This window comes from Streptomyces telluris, assembly GCF_024519335.1.
Lineage (GTDB): Bacteria > Actinomycetota > Actinomycetes > Streptomycetales > Streptomycetaceae > Streptomyces > Streptomyces telluris.
The window spans coordinates 13044-31343 of record NZ_JANIID010000055.1 but is presented as its reverse complement, the minus strand read 5'-3'; the positions used below and the strand labels follow the sequence as shown (position 1 = coordinate 31343).

The 18300-nt window shown below is 69.0% G+C and carries 21 protein-coding genes; 11 read left to right on the top strand and 10 right to left on the bottom strand.

What is annotated here, in order from left to right:
• The 4 genes from NQU55_RS34455 to NQU55_RS34440 form a co-directional block, all read right to left on the bottom strand.
• Nucleotides 1–1068: tyrosine-type recombinase/integrase (locus NQU55_RS34455; protein WP_256791759.1), on the bottom strand; the 1068-nt coding region annotated here is incomplete at its 3' end.
• A 79-nt stretch (nucleotides 1069–1147) separates the two neighbouring features.
• Nucleotides 1148–1720 (bottom strand): LexA family protein, encoded by a 573-nt coding sequence (locus NQU55_RS34450; protein WP_372504867.1) that lies wholly within the window; start codon nucleotides 1718–1720, stop codon nucleotides 1148–1150.
• A 178-nt stretch (nucleotides 1721–1898) separates the two neighbouring features.
• The gene (locus tag NQU55_RS34445) at nucleotides 1899–2447 is read right to left on the bottom strand and encodes a GNAT family N-acetyltransferase (protein WP_308402305.1); all 549 of its coding nucleotides are present in this window, start codon (nucleotides 2445–2447) and stop codon (nucleotides 1899–1901) included.
• 18 nt (nucleotides 2448–2465) lie between these two features.
• Nucleotides 2466–3446, bottom strand: coding sequence for an NsdA family TPR-like regulatory protein (locus NQU55_RS34440; RefSeq protein WP_505017636.1), 981 nt, complete (start codon nucleotides 3444–3446; stop codon nucleotides 2466–2468).
• A 561-nt stretch (nucleotides 3447–4007) separates the two neighbouring features.
• Between NQU55_RS34440 and NQU55_RS34435 the strand changes: the two genes are divergently transcribed.
• From NQU55_RS34435 to NQU55_RS34425, 3 genes are all read left to right on the top strand, one after another.
• Nucleotides 4008–4256 (top strand): hypothetical protein, encoded by a 249-nt coding sequence (locus NQU55_RS34435; RefSeq protein ID WP_168096511.1) that lies wholly within the window; start codon nucleotides 4008–4010, stop codon nucleotides 4254–4256.
• 254 nt (nucleotides 4257–4510) lie between these two features.
• Entirely contained in the window at nucleotides 4511–4642 is a 132-nt protein-coding gene (locus NQU55_RS34430) for a hypothetical protein (RefSeq protein WP_256791756.1), read from the top strand.
• 20 nt (nucleotides 4643–4662) lie between these two features.
• The gene (locus NQU55_RS34425; RefSeq protein ID WP_206330152.1) at nucleotides 4663–4833 is read left to right on the top strand and encodes a hypothetical protein; all 171 of its coding nucleotides are present in this window, start codon (nucleotides 4663–4665) and stop codon (nucleotides 4831–4833) included.
• Between the two features lie 1748 nt (nucleotides 4834–6581).
• Here NQU55_RS34425 and NQU55_RS34420 read toward each other — a convergent pair.
• From NQU55_RS34420 to NQU55_RS34400, 5 genes are all read right to left on the bottom strand, one after another.
• Nucleotides 6582–7256 (bottom strand): class I SAM-dependent methyltransferase, encoded by a 675-nt coding sequence (locus NQU55_RS34420; protein ID WP_256791758.1) that lies wholly within the window; start codon nucleotides 7254–7256, stop codon nucleotides 6582–6584.
• Nucleotides 7257–7588: 332 nt separating this feature from the next.
• Complete coding sequence (locus tag NQU55_RS34415) at nucleotides 7589–8884, bottom strand: hypothetical protein (protein ID WP_256791755.1); 1296 nt, start codon at nucleotides 8882–8884, stop codon at nucleotides 7589–7591.
• The gene (locus tag NQU55_RS34410; RefSeq protein WP_168096771.1) at nucleotides 8884–9738 is read right to left on the bottom strand and encodes a hypothetical protein; all 855 of its coding nucleotides are present in this window, start codon (nucleotides 9736–9738) and stop codon (nucleotides 8884–8886) included. The genes NQU55_RS34415 and NQU55_RS34410 overlap by 1 nt, the downstream gene beginning before the upstream one ends.
• A gap of 691 nt (nucleotides 9739–10429) precedes the next feature.
• Nucleotides 10430–10825 (bottom strand): fic family toxin-antitoxin system, toxin component, encoded by a 396-nt coding sequence (locus tag NQU55_RS34405; RefSeq protein ID WP_168096502.1) that lies wholly within the window; start codon nucleotides 10823–10825, stop codon nucleotides 10430–10432.
• Nucleotides 10822–11121, bottom strand: coding sequence for a type II toxin -antitoxin system TacA 1-like antitoxin (locus NQU55_RS34400; RefSeq protein WP_206330148.1), 300 nt, complete (start codon nucleotides 11119–11121; stop codon nucleotides 10822–10824). Before NQU55_RS34400 ends, NQU55_RS34405 begins: the two co-directional genes overlap by 4 nt.
• 121 nt (nucleotides 11122–11242) lie before the next feature.
• On the opposite strand from NQU55_RS34400, the gene NQU55_RS34395 reads away from it, so the two are divergent.
• The 6 genes from NQU55_RS34395 to NQU55_RS34370 all read left to right on the top strand — a co-directional run bounded on the left by NQU55_RS34395 (nucleotide 11243) and on the right by NQU55_RS34370 (nucleotide 15382).
• A complete protein-coding gene (locus NQU55_RS34395) occupies nucleotides 11243–11713 on the top strand; it encodes a hypothetical protein (RefSeq protein WP_168096501.1) in 471 nt (156 codons plus the stop codon).
• Entirely contained in the window at nucleotides 11710–12510 is an 801-nt protein-coding gene (locus NQU55_RS34390; RefSeq protein ID WP_168096500.1) for a hypothetical protein, read from the top strand. The genes NQU55_RS34395 and NQU55_RS34390 overlap by 4 nt, the downstream gene beginning before the upstream one ends.
• A 39-nt stretch (nucleotides 12511–12549) precedes the next feature.
• Entirely contained in the window at nucleotides 12550–13431 is an 882-nt protein-coding gene (locus NQU55_RS34385; RefSeq protein ID WP_168096499.1) for an IS5 family transposase, read from the top strand.
• Nucleotides 13432–13624: 193 nt separating this feature from the next.
• Entirely contained in the window at nucleotides 13625–14152 is a 528-nt protein-coding gene (locus tag NQU55_RS34380; protein ID WP_256791754.1) for a hypothetical protein, read from the top strand.
• Between the two features lie 237 nt (nucleotides 14153–14389).
• A complete protein-coding gene (locus tag NQU55_RS34375; RefSeq protein ID WP_256791753.1) occupies nucleotides 14390–14593 on the top strand; it encodes a cold-shock protein in 204 nt (67 codons plus the stop codon).
• 96 nt (nucleotides 14594–14689) lie between these two features.
• Nucleotides 14690–15382: a hypothetical protein gene (locus tag NQU55_RS34370; protein WP_256791752.1), complete on the top strand. Its 693-nt coding sequence runs from the start codon at nucleotides 14690–14692 to the stop codon at nucleotides 15380–15382.
• Between the two features lie 631 nt (nucleotides 15383–16013).
• On the opposite strand, the gene NQU55_RS34365 is transcribed toward NQU55_RS34370, so the two are convergent.
• Nucleotides 16014–16445, bottom strand: a complete 432-nt coding sequence (locus NQU55_RS34365) for a DUF5958 family protein (RefSeq protein ID WP_256791751.1) — start codon at nucleotides 16443–16445, stop codon at nucleotides 16014–16016.
• Between the two features lie 399 nt (nucleotides 16446–16844).
• Here NQU55_RS34365 and NQU55_RS34360 point away from each other — a divergent pair, with 399 nt between their 5' ends.
• Both NQU55_RS34360 and NQU55_RS34355 read left to right on the top strand, forming a co-directional pair.
• Complete coding sequence (locus tag NQU55_RS34360; RefSeq protein ID WP_256791750.1) at nucleotides 16845–17525, top strand: reverse transcriptase domain-containing protein; 681 nt, start codon at nucleotides 16845–16847, stop codon at nucleotides 17523–17525.
• A 118-nt stretch (nucleotides 17526–17643) separates the two neighbouring features.
• Nucleotides 17644–18150 (top strand): hypothetical protein, encoded by a 507-nt coding sequence (locus tag NQU55_RS34355; RefSeq protein ID WP_256791749.1) that lies wholly within the window; start codon nucleotides 17644–17646, stop codon nucleotides 18148–18150.
• The last annotated feature ends 150 nt before the right edge of the window (nucleotides 18151–18300 follow it).

Below are 18300 nucleotides of genomic sequence, written 5' to 3'. Positions count from 1 at the left end.
GAGATAGCCGACCGTGGTGGATGCCCAGACATGGCCGAGCAAGACCTGCACGTCCCACAACGGCATCCCCGCCTCATAGTTGTGGGTCGCGCAGGCGCGCCGCAGGAGATGGGGAAAGAGCTCGCTGACCGGTCCCCGAAGATACTCGTGCGAGGCCATCTTCAGCGCGCGCCGGAACGTGTCGGGCACCACCGGCGGGGCGAGCAGTCCGTCCATGTCGGCCAGCGACTTCGCCAGCCGCTCGGAGGGGAACAGCGGCGCCCGCGGGTCGGAGGGGTCATCGGGAAACTCGCCCCGAACCTCCTCGACGTACCACCACAGGAGCGCGCGGCCCTCTTCGAAGAGGAAGGCTTCGCGGTCCCGCGGGCCGGAGCCGCCGGCGCCCTTGCCGTGGACCAGGAACCGGCCCCACTGCCCGTTCTCCCAGTGAACGTCTCCGAGCTGCACTTGGCAGAGCTCCGCCGCACGCACTCCGGAGATGTACGTCAGCTTTGACATCACGTAGTTGCGGACCGCCACCGGGTACTTCCGCGCCCGGGGCAGCGCCTCTCGCCACGCGGCGAAGAACTCCTTCGTCGCCCGGGCCGATGGCGGGATCCGCAGCCCGAAGTCCCCCCGGTGGACAGGCCGGTTGAACGCGTCGACGGGTGACTCGACCACCGCGCCGAACCGACGGTGGATCTCACCGGCGTACCGCTGTTCCAGGAAGGCGTAGTAGAGGTCGATCCGGTTGATCTTTGACCGGATCGTCGTATGCCGCGGCCGCTTGCCCGGGCCCGCGAAGTACCTGTCCAGCTGTCGTGAGCTCAGGTGCCACGGCATGACGTCGTAGAACGAGCAGATCTCCAGCACCGGCTGGACCAGCGACTCCAGTGTCCGCGGTGACAGGCCCGCGACGTCCCGGGCCCATACGTACTCGGCGAGGGAGTCCTGGAACAGCGCGCGCTCGGCTTCCACGGACGCGGTCGCCGCGGCCTGTCGCTGGAGCGTCAGGACGTCAGCGAGGCCCGGCTCCGGCCGCACTTGTTCGCCAGGCCGGTCCTTCACGGCTACGTCGCCGCCCGTGATGAGGGAGAAGCGGCGAGTCCCGGAATCCGTCACAAGGAAGCAAATTACGGAGAGAACTCCTGGAATCTGCGAGGAATCGTCAGGTCCCCACACGATCGAGTGAAGCGTTTGTCCGCGTCTCCGACCTGCATGAACAGCCGCAACTCCCGCATGGGGCGGCGGAACGAACCCGTCGGCGCTCCAGTTTCAGTGCGAACAGCTCGCCGTGGCCGACCACGTGCCGCAGCATGGGGAGAACATCCTGCACATCGGGGTCAGCGAGAACCGGCGATCCGGCGGCGATCCGGCCGAGGAGTGGAACCTGCGCCACGGCAGCGAGCTCGGCCTGCTCATCCGGGCACCTGCCGTGTGGCGGAGGAAGCCGAGGCATGTCAGCCAGTGCCTGGGCAGGCGGTGCGAGAGCGTACGCGCGGGGTCGGTGCGGGTCGCGCTGAAGGAAGCCCCTGCGCTCGAGCGACTGGAGCTGATGGGCGACGGAACTGGTGGACGCGAGGTTCACCGCCTCGCCGATCTCCCGCATGGAGGGCGGGTATCCGCGAGTGCGGACGGAGTCGGATATGCAGGCCAGCACGGCCCGCTGGCGGGCGGTGAGGCCCTCGCTGTCCTCCCAGTTGCCCGGCGGCCGGCCGGGCAGGGGCAGAGTGGCGTGCATGGAATCCCCCTGTCGATCTTGCGTGCACCGACCGTAACCCCGCCACCGGGGAAAAAGGGAACATTTTTCCGACCAGCGTGGATATGCGTCGCCCGCAGCGTTCAGTGGTGCTCCTCGCCCGGGGCAGCTCGGCCCAGGCGGAGCCGGGCTTACCGACGGCGGGCCGCCCGTCCGCGACCTACTTGGAGCGGGGGGTGAGAGGGCGGATCATGGCGGTCATGACCGGTGCGTCGGCGAAGGGCTTCGTCTGGCCAAGGGCCGAGTAGCCCCAGGCCTCGTAGAGGGCCTGAACTTTGGGGTGGGTGCTGTCGACGAGGAGGGTGGCACGCTCTTCGTGGCGGCCGGTGAGGAGTTCCTCGTGCAGGCGTGTGGACGTGCCGGTCTTGCGCCACTGGGGGCGGACCACGACCTCGGAGACGGCGAACGTGCGGCTGCCGGTCTCGTGGGTGAACTCGGGGTCGAGCCCGGCGATTTTGGACCACCAGGGGGAGCCGGTGGGGAGCGGGGCGCCGTAGGCGAAACCCACGGCCTGGCCGTCCTGGTCGTCGTCGTGGCTGATGATGCAGACCCATCCCGGCCCCTGCGACCAGTGGTCGACGAACTGAGCGAACCGTTCCCGGCTGTCGAACTCGCCGCGATCCGGCCCGGCGTAACAGTCGTCGTGCACGTTGAGCAGCAGGTCGCGGAGGTCGGCGGCGTGGGTGTGGTCGTAGTGGCGCAGGAGCACGGTCAACGGGGCGTCCCTTCAGGCGGTGGCGGTGAGGGGGCGGTCTGCCCATGCCCGGGCGGCGGTGGAGCGGGGCGCGCAGGTGGTGAGGATGGTTGTGAACTCGCGTAAGAGGTGGGAGGTGCGGCCAGCGGTGGCAGCCGGGAGGGTGACGACCTTCAAAGCGGTGTTCACGGCCTCTTCTGCGTCGCCCTGGGCCAGCTGCTCGGTAGCGACGTACGCGAGGTAGAGCGCGCGGTTGCGGTGCTGGTCCGGGCGCAGCGCGCTGACGCACCGGTGGAAGTGCGCTTCGGCCTGGGGGCGGCTGCCGGAGAGGCCGAGGGTGACGCCGGTCAGTCCGTCCAGCTCGCCCCTGGTGTAGAACGCGATCCACTCGGGGCGGCGGATGTCGCGGCGGGCGGCGCCGGTTGACCGGCTGGCCTGGGCTGCGGCAAGGGCCTGGGGGTAATCGCCGAGCTGGTTCGCGAGCATGCTCATGAAGGTCCAGATGCGGAACTGCGCGCCGCTGTCGCGGGCCAGTCCGGCGAGTGTCATCGCGCGTTCGAGATGCTGCTGAGCGTGTTCGGGGTCCCGGGCGTCGATGCAGGACCAGGCAGCCAGGCCGATACAGTCGGCGGCGGCGGAGTACAGGCGGCCGCGGATCGGATCCATGGCGCTCTTGTGCTGCAGGGCAAGGGCCTTGCGGGCGCCGGCCAGGGCCGCGGCCTCCATGGCTTGATGGCCTCCGCGCTGGTCGTCCAGCACGGTGAGGTCGGCGACGTCCTTGTGGAGACGGCGCACGTCGCTGATGCCGACGGCAGGCTGGGTGGCGAGCATGGGGACGGCGACCGCCGCGACGGTGCCGGTGGACGCGGTGACGAAGCTGCGGCGGAGCACGGCATCCTCCTCCGGGCGTGTGGACAGTTGAGCGAACCCCAGGCCGGCACGGGCCGGCCGCTGACCCGGGTGAGGTCCACGTGCTGGGTGGTCCGGGGGCACTGGATCTCGCCCGAGCGCCATTTGCGAATGGTCTCCTCGGTCAGTCTTCCCGCCCGGGCCGTCACTGCACCGATCTCGGCGTTGAGGACTCTGGCCAGGGCGGGAGAACTCAGCTCCTGCTCTTCCATCCACGCGATAAGTGCGGTGTTGCGCCGGCGTGCGGGTCGGGTGCTCACGAACCCCAAGGTAGGCCCACCGGGGCCGCGCAGCTGGTCACGGAACGGTCAAGTCGATAGGGGGCGTGCGAGCGAAACCCGCGGTCTGATAGGGGCGCACGAGCGGCTGCAGCGGTTGCCTGTCCGTAGACCTTCCCTCGCGCAGCGGGCCGCCGGTGAAGATGGCCCGGCGGCCCGCTGCCCCCTTTCAGATCCGCTGGGCAGATGACCACCACCCCCGCACCTGCGGCTACGACAGCCGGTCACTACGTCGCCCACGTGACCAGGCCCGACGGCCAGGCGCCGATCGACGTCGAGCGGATCCGCCAGACGATCCGCGAAGCGCTGCGCCCGACGGTCGAGGGCACCCGCGTGGACCCCGGCAAGGCCATCGGCACCATGGCGGACCTGGCCGGGCAGGTCCGCCATGGTGCCAGCCGCCGAGGCCAGGTACCGCGTCCTGCGGCCGGGCGGCTCGCCCTACGACGGCATGCTGGGCCCGGACTTCGATGCGCTGCAGCGCCGCCTGGGCTACGAACGGCCCTCGCCGCACAACTATCCCCTGAACGCGTCAGTATGGATGGCCGACTTCGCCCGCAGCTGCCAGACGCTCCTCGACCTCGTCCTCGACGCACAGCAGGTGGCCAGGAGCCGGTGCACCGGGGTCAGCCGGTGACTACCACGATCAACGATCACTCAGTGCGGGCCGTCCTCGTCCTGCTCGCACTGGGGCCCGCCGAACCCACTGCCGTGCTCCGCCCGCACACCGGTCAGCTCCTGCACTCCCTCCCCGCACCTGGCCCCTCTGCCTCCGCTGCAGAGGCCGACGGCGACGGTGAGCGGTAAACCTCGCCACAGGCTTCCCCGCCCGCAGCCGCGGACGGGGGCAACACGGAGAAGGCCCCCGTCTTCTCCCTCATCAGATGGAGGTTGCTATACCCGACCCAGCACCAGCACCGCCCCTCGGGCGGCCTGCTGCACGCGAAGAAGCAGATCGCCGCGGCCCGCCGCCGTGACGGCGACGGTGGCGGCACCGAGAAGTCCGACGGCAACGACGGCTGACCCACGGGAGATCACTCGCGATGACCGCACTGCGCATCGCGGAGCGCCTGGGCGAGGACTTCCTCGCCCAGGCGTTACCCCACGACTACCGCCACATCCCCGGCGCCATCTACCCCACCGGTCTGCTCACCTGGGACGACCTCAACCGCACCTGGCCAACCACCGCCTGCAGCCCCCGCGGCTGCGTCTGAACCGCGAGGGCGAGCCCCTGCCACTCCTGGCCACGAGCGAGCCGGTCGTCGCCCACCGGCACGCCCGGCGGTCGGGCTTGGGGCTGGCGGACTCGGCGAAGCGGGAGATGCCGCCCTTGTCCGGGGCCAGGCCGGCCACGGGGACACGGAAGACGAGCGACTTCACCACCGGGTTGTTGGTCTCCCACAGCGTCAGCCCGAAAGTCCGCACCGACTTGGTGATCTGTGTACGGAAGGCGCTCGTCACGCCCCACGGGCTGAATTCCTTGTGGTCCTCGTCGATACCGAACTTCAGGACATCATCGGAAATGGCGCCGAGTCCTGCCCACGGGGCGGGCAGGGTACCCAGCCCGACGGGGCTCGGGGTACCGCAGGGAGCACCCAGCACCGCCGGTCGCGCCGACCATGGTCAGGTCCGCAGAGCGCGGTATCTGAAGCAAAACATTCCTTCACAGATTCAGTGGGCAGGTCGAGGCCCCAGAAATACAAGGGAAAATGGGGCGGCAGTTGAGGCGATGACCGACAACCGGCGAACGGGTTCCCCCGAGTGAGTGATGGCGGGCAAACATTCACGGGCGTATGCTCAGCACCAGGCAGCTGACTCGGATATCAAGTATTGGGGAAGTGCGCCCATGTGTCCGATGTATATGGCGTGGCGCGGGACCTTCGACGATCTTGGGCTTTACTGGTCCAAAACAGAAGATGGGCGTTACTGGACCCGACAGCAGCCCGCAGTTGGCGGCACCGCCGGCTCCGAAAAGGGCCCGACGCTGGAGGTGTGGCGCGGCCTGGTGTATATGGCCTGGCGCGGCATCCGAGACGACGAGGGACTATGGTGGGCAACGTTCGATGGGAATACGTGGAGTGGTCAACAGCGAATCCCTAACGTCGCCTCCAGTCATGGTCCGGCCCTGCTCAGCTACCAGGATCGACTTCATCTGTTCTGGAAGGGAGCCGACGGTGACACCAGGCTGTGGTACTCGGTGTTTGACGGCGCCAGTTGGTCACCTCAGCAAGTCCTGGTGTCGGGTTACAGCGATGTCACGGCATTCGAACCCTGCGTCACCAACACTCTGACATCTAAGCCCTTCCTGGCGACTCATCGGTATCGAGCGGAAGCGCTGGACGTCTATGAGGCAGGTACAGGCGTAACAGACTGGCGCCCAGTGGGAGATATCCCACGAGAGGGAGCCACAACTGGCCCCGCGATTACCGGTCGCCTGGCGTTTGGCGGCGGACCTAACCGGCTACTCATGGCCTGGGGAGACACCGGCGGTCAGATGAGCGCGTCGATCTCCAACGACGGCGGTAATACCTGGAGTGGCCCCACTGTTGTCGGTCAGGCTGTAACCGGCGACCGGCCTGCGCTGCGCGGATGGGGTTCTAGGGACGCATACGCGGCCTGGCGGGGCGGGGGCAGCGACCGCACCCTCTACTGGGCATACACCGCGGGTGGTACCCAATGGTCCAACCCGGTGACTGGCATGCCAGGAGCATTCAACCTCACAGACCGAGCTTCCCTTGCAGGCCCAGCGCTCGTCGCCTACGGAACTATGTGGTAGCTGCTCGGCCATGCATCGCTTTCTAAGTGGCTGTTGTTGTCCCGATCTTGAGCGGTGTCGGTCGAACGACAGTCTCAGTATCGGGTGACCGCTGTGGGTGCCGGGCAGGAGAAGGCGGCGGCATGGCCGTCTCGACGCAGATCGTCGCGCGAGGCTCGCCGTGGTACCCAAGAAGGAGTGTCGCCCCTATTCGGATCGCCGACGCGCGAGATGGGCGATGATGTCGGCGGCGATCTCGACCCTCTCGGGCAGGACCCGCGTGATCGCGTCATACGCCTGCTGTCGCTTCGATTGCGGCAGTTGGAGATACGCCGAGACGGTCGACAGGTAGCCGACGTAATCAGGAGCGCTCATCGTCAAGCGCCGTTTGACGACGGCCTGCTGAACGTCGAGAAACAACGGAGACTGCTGCAGCTCCGTACCCGGCCACTGCATTTCCTCATCAGGAGCAGTCCCGTCGGGAGATGGAACCTCGTCGCTTTCCAGGAACGGCGCCCGCGCCGCACGCACAGACTCCACAACAGCTGGGTCAGCCAGCTGAACCTGGCCACCGAATGAGGCGAACACACCCTCCGGTTCCAGTAGCGCGGTCGCTCTTGACCACCGACCCTCCGGGCGTGTCCAGTGCAGGGCTGCCGCCGCGTAGACCAACCCATAGGTCTCACCTGGCCGCAGGTCCTCGAATGCGGCCCGCACTGTCGTCACGTTCGCTGGCACGGTCTTGTTCAGCTCGGCGAGCATGGCAGCGTCGGGCTCCGTCGCCGTGACCATGACCCCATGGTCAGCGAACAGGCGGGTTGCTTTGCCTGTCCCCGCACCGATCTCCAGGGCCGTCCGGACCGGCCGGCCCGCGTACGTCATCACCAAGTCGAAGAGCTCCTTGGGATACCCCGGCCGGAACCTTTCGTAGGCTCCCGCGGTTACGCCGAAGCTCAGTGCACGAGCAGACATACCGAGCTTCCTGACACGAGCGGGGCAGGCAGCGCTTGGCAATACTCAGCGGCTTGCCGTCCAAGCTCGCCAGGAGATCACTTCAGCGACTTCGGACGGGCACTGACGCTCAGACCGGCCAGGTGTGTCCAGGTCCAACGCCGTATCGTCCACGGGCACACGCTACCGCGATGCCGGCGGCGAGAACCGGGGTTCGCCCCAGTCCGCGGGCCGCGCGGCCGGGTTTCCTGTGCACCAGGCAGTCAGGTGTGCCGTGGGCTTTCGCGGCGTGCGTACCAGTCGTTGACGAAGTCGTCGAGTTTGCTGATGTCGGTCGGGAGGCTGCGGATGATGCGGCCGGTGTCGTCGGTCTGTCCTGCGGGGCGGGGCTCGAGGTGGCAGAGGAGGGCGGCGTCGGGTGCCCGGAGGGCGGCGACGCCTGCGGCGTGGCGGGCGGAGAAGGGGGCGGGTCCGGGCAGGGAGTCGGCGGCGGTGAGGTAGCGGGCGGCGAGGGGGGTAACAGCGGCCTGGTGTTGGGCCAGGTGGCGACGGAAGGCGGGTGAGTCGACGGGTGCGGTGTTGGCTTCCTCGCCGGTGCGGGTGGCCGGCACGTGGCGGTCGGCGCCGATGTCCGCGCTGAGCGTGGCCGGTACCCCGTCGTCGGCATCGGGCCAGTGCCCGGTGGAGGGGCTGGTGTAGGTGCAGTCGCTTCCGCGGAGCTCCGCTTGGGCGGGTGAGCGCAGTCCGGCGACGAGGGTGTAGAGGTCCAGGATGTGGCCGTGGAGGGCGGCCTGGGCGATGAGTGCGGCGGGCTGCGGGTCCTCCTCGGGTGCCGGGTGGGGGATGAGCAGGGGGTGGTCGGCGGTGCGCAGCACGGTGGCGCCGGCGGCGGCTTCCGTGGCGGCGTGTTCGGCCATGGCCATGGCGGCGGGCAGGGAGGGTCCGGTGCCGAAGGCCAGCGGGGGCAAGGCCTCGTGGACCCAGGCGGGTACGCCTTCGGGGCCGGGGCTGATCGCGTAGGCGACACCGCTGCGGTGAGGGCTGGTCGCCACCCGCAGGTGCAGCGGGACGGGGGTTTGCGGGAGCCGGTGGGCAGCGGTCCACACGCGGTCTTCGTCGGTGCGGTGGCCGGTGGGGGAGGGCCGGGTTTCGGTCCAGGCGTGCGGCGTGCCGGGGTGGGTGGCGGCGGCCAGGGCCCAGTCGAGGAGGCGGATGAGGATCTGCTCGCCCTCCTCGGGGAGTTCACCGGCGAGGCCGCTGTGGGCGCCGTCGAAGTCGGCGATGGGCAGGTAGGCGAGGCGCCCCAGCTGGGCGAGGTCGAGATGGTGCTCGGCCAGGAGTTGGGTGGTGCCGGGCGGGTCGCAGGGGCCGGGCTGTCCGATGAAGTTCTCTGCGTGGCGGCGTCGGTTGGCGATCCATCCGCCGTCGTTCCACAGGTATCCGGTGCGGGGGTCGGCCAGCTGGAGGTCGGCGACGGTCAGGGCCCATGCGGCGGCCTGGAGAGCGATCGGGGCCGGGTCGAGCCCGGCGATCACGCACAGCGCATCCGCCCCGGTCATCACGGTGGACGGGGCGGGGGAGGCCAGGGGTAGCGGGCGAGGAAGGCGGATACCGCAGCGCCTGCACCCGGCACACGGCAGGTGGAGGCTGGGCGTTCGTCGGGCCACAGCCGCCTCGGGGCGTGCAGAGTGGTCCATGGCGCGGCCAGGCGCGGCCGTCCGGTGGAGCAGTCGACGAACCGGCCGGTGCCGGGGGTAAGCTGGAGGTCGACCCGCCCGTCCTGGAACGGCAGCGTGGCGAGCTCGGTGACCAGGGCGATCCGGCGCAGTACCGCGGACAGCACCGTCGCTCCTTCGGTCACCACGCTCTGGTGCTCGGCGGCGGCACGCTCGGCGTCGGTGACAGGGGCGTCACCGTCGTCGCCCGCCCAGGCCTGGTCGTGCCCCGTGGCGGTCCGGGCCGCCCGGGCCCACTGGCTTTCGAAGGTACGGGAGAGGACCACCTGGCCGGGGCCGTGTGCGGGCCGCAGGAGGACGTCCTTGCCGCGGGCTGCCCAGCGCAGTCCCGCAACGCCCGCGATCGTGCCGTCCGCGTGCTGCCGGGGGACGAGCGCGCGGGCCCAGGCATCCAGCTGGGCCCGGTCCACCCGCAGCAGCACCTCATCCTGGCGGGGGGTGACCCGGACGATGCCGTACGGTCCGCCGGTCTCGCCTGGGCGGTGCGGCCCGAACTCCGCCAGCAGTGCGCTCAGCACGGCCGCTTCCCACCGGGCCTGGCCAGCGGACGGGGAGGGGATGAGCGCGGCGTGCGCGGCGATCTCGGCCCGGGCGAGCTGATGCGGCTCACCTGTGGCCAGGGCCCGCAGATCGGCGAGGTCGGCCAGCCGGCGGCCGGAGAACGGGGAGGAACCCACCACAGCACCCTTCGCGCACTGCCCGGTCAGCGCGCCGGAAGGGGGGGCACGCGAAACTACATGATCACAACAAGAAGGGTGAAGGGTGCGCCGAGCGCGGTTCTGCCTTCCTGGTGCCGCATGATCCGGGAACGGCACCCCGGCAAGGCCGACTACCGGTCGGCCCGCCGCCATCGTACGCAGCCTGCGCGCGGTGCGTCACCCTGACCGGGAAACTGCCCACGGCGCTACCACTGCCCTCATGCTCGGCGGTTCTCGCACCCGCCCCTCTCCGAGTCGGCGCCGCCCGCAAGGGTGCCGACGCGGAGGGCCAGGCCCTGTGGGCGCAGTGCGGGGCTTCTTCCGAACAGGTCCTGGCCACATCCGGACTGGGGATGCGGGCCGCAGGCCGGACTCTCCCAGATCCGCTGCGACAGCTTCCCCGCGCTCGTTTTGACGCCATGAATGCCGAGGGCGGGCTGCAAGAGCTGCTGGAGTTGCTGTTCCCGCTTCCGGACACGGACTGCGTGACATGCCTGCGAGGAACAGGGGGGTCTGCGGTGCGGCCGAAGAGGACGACCGCCCCGCCCTGCAGGCGACCGATGCCGCCGCGAGCCACCAGATCGACCGTGCCGCCCGGCCTGCCGCCCAACGTTCTCGCCGCGCTCGTGCGCCGGACGATCCGCCCGCGGGTCCGACCGCCGGTGCGGGTTCAGCCCTGGCCGGATACCGACCAGGCGCGCAGCTGGCGCGCGATCTGGAAGACCCCGATCTGCCTGGCTGCGGAGTCCTGCACCAGCGCGACGGCGGACTTCGGCTCGTAGTCCAGCACGTGGCGGTTCAACCCCAGGTACGCCTCGCAGGAGTGCCACGCGAAAGCAGCGTTGGAGTGCTCCAGGCACGGCATCCGGGCCAGCGTCTCCAACAGGGCGGCCGCTTTCAAGAACACCGAGCCGTAGACGTCCCGCCCCATGGGGCGGGCGTTCACCCGGGCCACGGCGGCGTACAGGGGCCCGAGGTCGTCGACCTGGGGATCGCCGTGGAGCAGCTCGGCGGCGTGCAGAAGGAACGGCACGTCGATGTCGTGCCGCGGTTCGGGCTGGGTCACGCCGCGTGGCCCCGTTCCGTGGTCTCGAATTCGGCGCGCGCAGCAAGCTCGGCGGCTCGCTGCTCACCGGTCGGGTCCAGCACGCCGTCCTCGGCCGCGAACGCTTCGCCGCTGCGCTTCATGGACCGCTTGAATGCGTCGAGGAAGTGCTGCTCAACGGCGGTCGCCCGCTCGTATGCGGCGGTGAGGACGAATTCCTGCATGCTGACGCCGGCCTGCCTCGCCGCCGCCGCGATGGCCTCACGCTGCTGAGGATCGGGGAACCGCAGGTTCATCGCTTTCGAAGAATCCGACATGGTACCCACGGTACCAGCAGTACCACATGCTGAGGCAAGGGTTCCCCGGCCCCTTCTGGCCGACCGCCCGGCTGCTCGGGAACGGCCCGGACGGCTTGCCGAGCGCCGCTAGGCTCCGGCTGTGACTGATACCCCGGCTCTCGGCGGTCTCCTGCGGCGCGCCCTGCTCGCCTGCAACGCACGAGCTCTCCATGCCGGCGGCGAGGCCGGACGCCACGCCGCTACGTTCGTCAACGAGGTGGCCACCGGCCTCCTCCCAGCCATGGGCGCGTGCAGTGACCCGGCGGAGCGCGAACTGCTGGCGGAGGCGCACCGGTGCCTGAGCATGGCGGCCGGCAACCCGCTGGGACAGTCGTGCCGCGAGCGGGAGGACCTGGTCAACATCGCCTGCCACGCCCTCGCACACGCCCTCCTCGCCCGTCCGCAGGGGCGAGCCAGCAAAGAGCAGGTGCACGCGTTCCCTGCCGAGCAGTGGACCGCGTCCCTGCCGGCCTGGTCGATGATCTTCCCCGCGGCCCTGGACACCGTCTCCCCGCCGTGCGCCTGCGGCGCGATGGGCACCCGCCCGGTCCCGGCCCCCGTGGAGAGGTGACCGGTGGACCGCTCCTTCCCCGTGATCTCCCCGCGCGGCTTCGCGAGCCTGGGCATCACGCTGCCGGCCCTCGCCGGCATCCGGATCGCCCTGACCGGCGGCCGCGGCACCGCCAAGTTCCACGTGCCGCCCCGGACCTGCGCCGCTACCACCACGGCGCCTGCCAGTACTCCAAGCCGGCCGACCAAGCCGCCACCTACCCCCTGTTCGAGGTCTTCGAACGGGTCTGCAAGAAGTGCGCCATCATCCTGCCGCCAGGCCCCGACGCGCTGTGGCGCGCGACCGCATTCGCCGCGGAGCGCCGTAACGGCCTGGACCGGGCACTGGCGGACCACGAGCCGCGGACCTGGCTCGGCTACGCCCGCCACGCCGCCCGCCACGACCCCGGAGACGACGAGCAGACCGAAGCGTGGCTGAAGCAGGCCCGCCGCGATGCCGCGCTCGCCGCGGACACCGACACCCTTGCCGATGCCTGGCGCCGGCTCGCGGACGACCACCCTGCCTTCCTGGACGCCTACGCCGCAGACTGCCCCGAAGCCGAGGCGTACAGCGGCGCCCGGGACGCGGTGCGCCGCTCGGCCGGATCCCCGCAGCGCCGCGCACTGGACCAGGTCAGCGCGGCAGTCGGCAAGGTCTCCCGCACCCGCGAGCGGATATACGGGCCGCCGCCGGAGCTGGACGCCGGGGCGCTGGTGTGCGGGGTGTGGCTGGCGGCACGCTCCCGCGGCCGCTCCGCAGAACGGGCCGCCGAACTGGCCGCCGCCGCGGCCAGCGCGGAACTAGGGTCTGTCCGATGAGTCGCATGACTAGCCCGTCGGCGGATCGTTCCGCTCAGTGTGGGGCGGGGCGATCTGTCAGACATCGAGTGGGCGAGGCTGGAACCGCAGCTTCCAACGAACTCAGGACGAGGCGGGCGTTGGAAGAGCCACCGCACCGTCATCAATGGCATCCTCTTTCGCTTGCGGACAGGCATTCCGTGGAGGGACATTCCCGCGCGGTTCGGGAACTGGAAGACGGTTCATGATCGTCACCGGCGGTGGTCGGCGGACGGTACGTGGGAGAAGATTCTGCGGTCCGTTCAAGCTGACGCTGACGCAGAGGGCAGAATCGACTGGAGTGTGGTGAGCGTGGACTCCACAGTGTGCCGTGCTCACCAGCACGCCACTGGGGCCCCTCACCAGTCGGCCCGGATACCGGGGCGACATGCGCGCCCTGCCGGGCATCGCCCCGACGAAGCGATCGGTCGTTCACGTGGCGGGCTCACGACGAAGATTCACTTGGCGAGTGACGGCGGGTGCCGCCCGCTGGCCTTCCTTGTTACGCCTGGCCAGTGGGGCGACGCCCCACAGCTGATCCCGGTTCTGGACCGAATCCGTGTGCCACGACCGGCGGGTGGGCATCCGCGGACACGTCCCGGCCACCTGTGCGGCGATAAAGGGTACAGCTCGCGCCAGAACCGCCAGTACCTGCGGCGACGGCAGATCCGGCACACGATTCCCGAGCGCCGGGACCAGCGCGCCAATCGCCGTCGGCGGGGCAGCGGGGGCGGCCGCCCCACCGGCTTCGACAGGACGATCTACAAGCGCCGCAACGAAGTCGAGCGAACGATCAACGCGCTCAAGGGCTTCCGTGCCGTGGCCACCCGGTTCGACAAAAGGGCGTACATCTTCCACGGCACTGTGACCGTCGCGGCCATTCGCCTCTGGCTTCGTTCATGACCCGTCTGGCAGTCCTTGGCCAGTGCAGGTGTTTTCGCGGGTGGTAGGGCTGTCTCCGTGACAGTCCATCCCGCGATCCGGGCCCGTGTACTGGAGAGCACAGCATGATCGTTTACGGCGTGGAGCAGGCTACGGTGATCTTCAGGCGGCCCCCGCACACATCGGGGGTCTTTTATCATGAGGAGCACTACCGATGGTCATCCCGTCCCTCCAGCCGGCGCTGAAGAAAACACCGGTGAAGCGGTCCATGAAGGCCAAGTCCCAGATGCGGGTCGCTGCGGGCGCAGTCACGGCGGCAATGGCTGCCGTGAACCACGTGATATCCGAGATCGTGGAGGCTGCTGCGGCAGCGGCGGCCGGTGCGCACACGATCCAGGCTGAGCACCTCAGGGCAGCCGTCCTCGGGGACGACGACCTGGCGACCGCGTTGCGTGACTGGTTCGGAGCCGACGGCAAGAATCACACCGCCAGTGCCCCTGTGCCGACCCCGGGAACGAACACGGTCTCGCTGGAACTCTCCGGCGACGCCCGTGCTCGCCTGACCGGCACCAGAATGGAGCTCCTTGAGGACATCACCCTGTATGCGGCCGAAGTGAGCCGCAAGGACCGCAGGGTAACCATCCAGGCCGGCGATGTCGTCGCTGCTGTCAGGCTTTTCCTGAAGGGAGGGCTTCGCGAGCGCACTCTGCACAACGTCCGCGAGGCCCTGAAGGGCAAGTAGCAGACGGCGTCACCAGCTCACGCTGCGGACCGTGGCATCCAGAGCCTTCAGCACTCATGACTGTTACAGCCCGGGCCCATCGCCGAGCTGGCCGACACACCCAGACAATGTCCGATGAGCCGTGTCATTCGCATGGGTCTGAGAGTGAGGCTTCCGGCTCCACCCCCTGAATGACATGATCATATGCGCTGTGGGTCATCGGGGCCTTGCAGCGCGTTGACACCCTTGGGAGGGGACATGGCCACCGGCACTGTGAAGTGGTTCGACGACGCGAAGAGGTTTGGCTTCATCACCCCGGACGGCGGCGGTGGCGATCTCATCGCCCACTCCAGCGAGATCCGGCGGGAAGGCTCCAAAACCCTGAAGGAAAACGAGAAGGTGGAGTTCGAAGTCAAGACGGGTCCCAAGGGTCTGTGGGCCGCCAACATCAGACCCCTGTAGTCCACCGACGTAGCCTCTGCCCCTCCTTGGGTGACAAGGAGGGGCAGAGCCGTACCAGCCAGGTTGCCGACGGGGACAGTCCACTAGGGAAAGGGCGTGGACCGACCCATCGGACACGCCCTAGCCGGCGCCACAGTTCTCGACGTCACCCGCCTGCCCTCGCCGCCACGCACCGCCGGCCGCGACCACGACAGCCGGTCGGCGTGGGCGGATCAGGAGCTCGCACTGTGGTATCCGGACGCGGTCGCCGCCATGTGCGCCCGCCTGGAGGAGGACTTCAAGGCCGAGACCGCCGACGCCACGGCGCGCCTGCTCCTGGTACGGGACTGGCCGCTGACCTGCGCCCGGGACGCGCCGGTCGCCTACCTGGCCGCCTCCCCGGTGCTGGGCCCGGTCGTCCCCCACGGCTACCGCGAATACGGCTACGGCGCATCCTGGAGCGACGACGACAGCCCTGGCCCCTCCTTCAGCGCCGTCGTCGCCGCCCCGGCCCACCTGGTCGCAAAGCTGGAGAAGGAGCAGGCTGCCCAGCCCTCGCACTACCAGCCGCGGTTCACGGCCGGCGGGCCGGTCACCGGCGGCACGGCGGACCTTGAGGCGGCCATGGAACTGCTGCGGACCGCGTTCCCGCTGCTGCCCGGCGACGGCGAGGGCGAACCGCCCGCTCCGTCTTCGGCCGTCGCCAGGCAGCGCCGCGCACGCCATGCCGCCCGCGGGATCCGCCTGGCCGGGGAGGAGGAGCGGCTCTACCGGCTCGCGGACTCCTTGAGAAGCGGATACCACTGCTGAGTACCGGGCGAGCCGGACGAACTGGAGCCGCTGGACAAGCTTGCGTTGTGGCTGCGCTGGAGCACGCTCCGCGTCGACGTGCTGTGCAGCCCACCGGGCGAGACGGAGCGGTGGGCCAGCCTGTTCGGCACCCTCGAATCCGTCACCGCTGACGGCCTTGGCTTCAGCCCTGGTGGCCGGCACCGTGCCCTGCACATCCCCTGGCGCCGTCTCGTCGCCGTTACCGGTGCCCCGAACTGGGACCGTGGCCACCGCATCCCGGAGCTCTGGGAGGTCTACGAGCCCATCACTGCCCCGCCCCCGCCGCCGCTGGTTCCTCCCAGGGCGAGGGGTACCGGGTTGCGTTCTGTACCGGCACCGGACGGTGCCGCATGATCTCCGCTTTCGGCCGCGTTCAACCTTGCTCGGCAGTTTCTTCGACGCTCTGCACGAGCGGAGCCAGGGTTTGAGGCAGGTCGGCCTCCGAGGTGAGTACGTGTTGGCCTTGCCATGTCTACTCAGTCTGGAAGTTGATGAAGAGCAGCGAAGCGCTTCCTGAAGGCCCAAGCCGAACGAGCCCAGGCTAGCTGACCGGGCGCCACACGGGAGGGGCCGCCCGACAACCAGCCCATCGAGAGCGGAATGGCCACTTCTACGGCTGTTCGGTTGCTGCTGGCAGGTTGTGCCATGAATGTCCGCAGGCGCCTTTGCAGGACGTCTCGCGGCGGCGAGTGTCGGCAACGGCGAACACGGAAACGAGGACACGGAATGCCTTGACGTGTTCGGCGGCTGGGAGACCCGCGAACCCGTAGCGGGGCGGGTCCATGCAGATCATCACCGAGGGGTTGGCCGTGGGCTTCACGCCGGACCGCGCCACCCCCGCGCGGCCGTCCGCAGCTGTAATGTGCGTCTGCATCGCATAGCTGGCGACTTCCTGCAGTACCTCCTGCTGGCGTGTCGGGGCGAGGCCGGAGAACCAGCCCACACCAGCGTCCAACGTGCGGAGCCCTTGGGCGATCTCGTTGACAACCCGCTCGGTCTCGCGCCGGAAGGTGCGGCCGCCGCCGCTGCTCGTCTCGGTCACCGCTTGATGGTTTCACGATGCCGGTTCCGGGCGAAGGCCGGCACCCGAGAGCGCCGCGGGCGGGAACTGGGAACAGTCCGCTCCCGCGACCCAGCAGTGCCGCAGGACTTCTACTCCGCGGCTCGCCAGAAGCCCCCGCAGACTTGAGTGACATCAAAAGTCGCTGACATCGATCACGAGGATCGTCGCCAAACGACTCCCGAAGTCACGCGGAAACGACTCCCGAAGAAGGCCGACACAGCCACACAAGTGCAGTCCGCCTGCGGCGTCCGGCCTGGATCGTGCACCGTCTACCTCCGACTGGGTATCTCGACCACCACTCCGTCGGGACAACCTGCCCGTCCGTCGCTGGTGACGGTGTGAGGTCCCACGAGATCCTGGACAGTTTGGCTCCACGAAATGCCTCAGGGATCAGCGGTCTCGCCCGTGCTCGCCAGCCTCTTCATGCACTATGCGTTCGACATGTTCCTGGTGTGGGAATTCCCGTCGGTGAACTTCGAGCGTTATGCGGATGACGCGGTGGTGCACTGTGTGACCGAGCGCCAGGCCCGGCAAGTCTGGGCGGAGCTCGAAGTGAGGATGGAGGAAGTCGGGCTGCGACTGCATCCCGACAAAACCAAGCTCGTCTACTGCAAGGACACCAGACGGCGAGGCTCTGCCGAGCACACGTCATTCAAGTTCCTTGGGTATACGTTCGCCCCTCGGAAGGCGCGGTATCCGGACGGCAAGGCATTCACGTCGTTCCTTCCCGCTGTCAGTCCAGAGGCCCTCAAAGCCATGGGCCAGCAGGTCCGCGAATGGCGAATTCACCGGCGCACCAGACTCAAACTCATCGAGCTCGCCGACTGGATCAACCCGATCGTGTCGGGCTGGATGACGTACTATGGCCGGTTCTACCGGTCGCAGTTGTATCCCTTCCTGCGACGCATCAACACCTACCTGATGCGATGGGCGCGGAAGAAGTACAAACGGCTGCGGGGTTACAAACGCTTCCGTGCATGGTGGACCGGGCTCGTACAACGGGCTCCGGGACTCTTCAAGCACTGGGCGTGGGACCGCGAGTTCGTATGGACTCGGTGAGAAGAGCGGAGTGACGGGAGACTGTCACGCTCCGTTCTGTGGGAGCCCGGGGGTGAGATTCCCCCGGGCCACCCGACCTTGTAGGGGGTCTTCGCCGCTCGGCTCGCATACTGGTCCGATGAGTCCAATCTCCACACGCCATCGGTTCCGGGACCCACGGAGCACGAAGTATGACTTCCTGGCGTCCGTTCTCGTGCGCTGCCCCAGCTGCGACAAGGTCGCGCGCGTCGTGGCAGGACCGGAGCTGGCCGGAGTGGGCGATCCGGACCTCTTTGCGCCAAGGCGTCTCGTCTGCCGGAACTGCGGGACGGCGAGGGAGTGGAGCCGTGGATATGTGGCCTTGCACTGGGACCCGCACGAGTCGGCCACAGACCCGTACTTCGGCGCCCGCCTGTGGCTGCAGGCCGAGACCCGGCACGGGTGGGTGTGGGCCTACAACCTGGAACACCTGGACCTGATCAAACGATTCGTGCAGGCATCGCTGCGCGAGGGGATTCCCTGGCACAACCATGGCCGGAAGATGACTGTGGTGGCCCGCCTGCCCGCATGGATGCAGCAAGCCAAGAACCGCGACGAGGTGCTCAGGGCCATCGCCCGCATCCACGCTTCTCTGCTCCGAACCTAACCAGGAACACAGCCGCCTCCCAATGGTCGTGGGTCGAATTGAGTCTCGAACTGGGTCGCTCACCTGGGCGTTCGCCGGATACGGGAGCGGCCTTCGGCTGATCCTGCGCTCCGACCAAGGTGCACCGATCAAGAGTCGTTCGTCATCCGC